A 2,652-nucleotide genomic window follows, 5' to 3' on the forward strand; every position below is an offset into this window, starting at 1 on the left:
TTCCACTCAACGACGTCGGCCGGGAACAGGCGCGCGAGGCCGTCGCCTTCCTCTCGGACCAGCAATGGGACACCGTGGTGGCCTCACCCCTGAGCCGCGCAGCCGAAACGGCGGAGATCATCGCCGAAGGCCTCGGGCTGAAGGTCGCCCGGCTGGTTCCCGAGCTCACAGAACGCAGCTTCGGCCCCGCCGAAGGCTTGCAGGCCGGCCCTGAGCTGGAGGCTTTGCGTATCCCGGGCGGCTTCCGCGGCGGAGAAAGCGACGATTCTGCCGCTGAACGGGGCATCGCTGCCTTGGAATCCTTGGCTGAAGAATTTGCCGGCCGGCGCGTCCTGGTGGTGGCTCACGGCACGTTGATCCGGCTCACGCTCAGCCGCGCCATCGGACGCACGCTGGACAGCGTGCAGAACGCAGTCCTGAACCTCGCCCACCACCATGTAACCGAAGGCTGGCAGCTGGAGTACTTCAACGGCGAGCGCGTCAAGGTGGACGTCGAGGCCTGATCCCGCCGGCTAGCCGCGGTTCCCCGTTTTGGGGTTGAGCGCAGCGTCCAGCAAACGGTCAAAGCTGGACATTCCATTCCTGGGAGCGGCTGCCGTAATCACGGCGCGCCACTTCTCCGGAGCATCTTCTTCCCGCGCCAGGACCCGCTGAACCTGCAGTCGCAGCCCAGGCACGCCGCCGACCATGAGCGGCCATGGCTCTCCGCTCCGGATGAGCCGGTTAAGCTGCCGGCCCGAAAGCCCCTGGCCGGAATTGCCCGTCACTTCGCTGATGGTGTCATTGACCCTCCGGGCAACTCCCCGCATGAAACTCCGTTGAGCTGCGATGACAGGGATGGTGAGGAGGCCGGCGAAGACCGCCGAGAACAGCGTGAGCGCTCCGAAGCTCCTGAACGCCGGTAGGAAAAACATCAGGATCAGCCCCATGACGACCCCCAGCACGCCAAAAATGACGAATTTGATGGCAGGTTCGTCACGCGGCTTCCGTTCCCAGTGGACCACAGTCACCGCATCCCGGGGGTTTGGTGGTTGTACTGGCTCTTTCATGGCCGGGGTCCCTTCACTTCCATGAGCGCTTCGGCCAATACGACCGCCTCGCGGGCTTCCCGCAGATCGCTGAGCAATTCACGATCCGGGGTTGATGCACCGGCACCGTTGGCGCCGGAAAGCTCATAAAGGGCGCTCTTAAGGCGCCGACGGTCTTGGGATGCTGCACGGGTTGCCTTCAGCTTGGCTACGCCCGCCTCCAGTTCTCCCAAGGAATGGTGGATGGCGTCCCGCTGATCTTGGAGCTGGTGCAACTTTTCAGTGATCCGCGAGGTCTGCCCATGGTGGAGTGCCACCATTTTCACGGCGGTATCGTGGAGTTCTCCCAGAGCGGTGTACATCTCCACGTCTCCGGTGCAGCGGTCCAATTCCATTGCGGTCCGGGCCCGCCGGCGCTCCCATTTCAAGGAGGCCCCCTGGTACTCCTCCAAGAGCAATGAGACCGCGCCCAGGGCCCTGATCACGGACCGGAGCCGGCTGCTGAGACGGGCCGCTGCGCGGTCCATCCTCTCAATGAACGCAGCGTAGTTGTCCGGGGGACCGTCCGGCGGACCGCCCGGGAGATTGTCCGGCGGTCTGTCCGGGGGCGGACGCTTGTCCTTGCGGTTCATGGAGCACCCACCCGCCTCGATGATTGACCGGCGCCTTTGCGCGTCAGAGCCCCGACCCGCCCTGCGCAGCGGGAGCCCGGCAAGGAAAACGCTGCCCCAACGCCCATGACACGAGGATAGAAGCTCCAGGTCGCTTGTCATAGGGCTCGCTGCGATGGGTTCGGCTTTAGAAGGTTCAAATAGCGGCAGCAGAGCCGCGATCAATGATCTTGGGTGCAGGTCGGCGCACGATGTGGCTCTTGACCTTCTCGCCCGCGATCATGCGTTGAAGAACCTCGTAGCCGCGCACCCCGGCCTCGTAGAGGGGCATCTTGATGGTGGTCAATGCCGGTCGATAGTAGTCCGCCTGCGGTATGTCGTGATACGCCAAAACGGAAAGATCTTCCGGCAGGCGCAACCCCAAATCCGCCACCGCTGCGATCAGCCCGCGGGCGGCCACGATGTTGTCGATGATGATGGCAGTGGGGGGCTCAGAAGACTGCATCAGCTGCGAGACCGTGGCTCGGATGGCCGTGGGGTCGTAGCCACGGACAACTGCCTCGGCAGGGGGCGGAGTAAGGTCCCGGGCAGAGAACGCGTCACGGAAGCCGTCCACGCGGGTATCTTCGGTGAAGGGCGTGGGGGGACCACCCAGCATCGCTATGCGCCGATGCCCCAGTTTCAGGAGGTGCGTGGTTCCCACAAAGATGCCGCGGTAGTCGTCCACCCACACGCACACGTTGACGCCGTCGGTGGGACCATTCAGGACCACGCACGGGACGCCACGCTGCTGGAAGATACTTATGTTCTCTTCCGCTGCCGTATGGAAACGGACCAGGAACCCGTCCACCATGCCGGTACCCACCAGCCGGCTCAGGAGGTTGCTGCCAGGGGAAACCCTGTCCGAGTCGGCGAGAAGGATGGCGCCGCGATTGGCATCCGCCGCATCCTGGACACCACGAAGCGCCTCATCGAACACCGGGTTCGAAAGATTGGGCGTGATGGTCGCAACC

The 2,652-nt window shown here is 64.2% G+C and carries 4 protein-coding genes; 1 reads left to right on the plus strand and 3 read right to left on the minus strand.

The window, feature by feature from the left end:
- Positions 1 to 503: histidine phosphatase family protein (locus HP499_RS23235; RefSeq protein WP_172326420.1), on the plus strand; the 503-nt coding region annotated here is incomplete at its 5' end.
- Between the two features lie 9 nt (positions 504 to 512).
- Here the strand turns inward: HP499_RS23235 and HP499_RS23240 are convergent.
- From HP499_RS23240 to HP499_RS23250, 3 genes are all read right to left on the minus strand, one after another.
- Entirely contained in the window at positions 513 to 1,049 is a 537-nt protein-coding gene (locus HP499_RS23240; protein ID WP_172326421.1) for a hypothetical protein, read from the minus strand.
- Complete coding sequence (locus HP499_RS23245) at positions 1,046 to 1,660, minus strand: hypothetical protein (RefSeq protein ID WP_172326422.1); 615 nt, start codon at positions 1,658 to 1,660, stop codon at positions 1,046 to 1,048. Before HP499_RS23245 ends, HP499_RS23240 begins: the two co-directional genes overlap by 4 nt.
- A gap of 175 nt (positions 1,661 to 1,835) precedes the next feature.
- The coding region (locus tag HP499_RS23250; RefSeq protein WP_172326423.1) for a substrate-binding domain-containing protein at positions 1,836 to 2,652 on the minus strand (817 nt) is incomplete at its 5' end.

Source organism: Paenarthrobacter sp. CM16, from assembly GCF_013179505.1.
In the GTDB taxonomy this organism is placed as follows: domain Bacteria; phylum Actinomycetota; class Actinomycetes; order Actinomycetales; family Micrococcaceae; genus Arthrobacter.

Excerpts from the sequence above, each read along its gene's own strand:
- HP499_RS23240 (WP_172326421.1), bottom strand. The coding sequence starts at position 1,049 with ATGAAAGAGCCAGTACAACCACCAAACCCCCGGGATGCGGTGACTGTG.
- HP499_RS23245 (WP_172326422.1), bottom strand. The coding sequence starts at position 1,660 with ATGAACCGCAAGGACAAGCGTCCGCCCCCGGACAGACCGCCGGACAAT.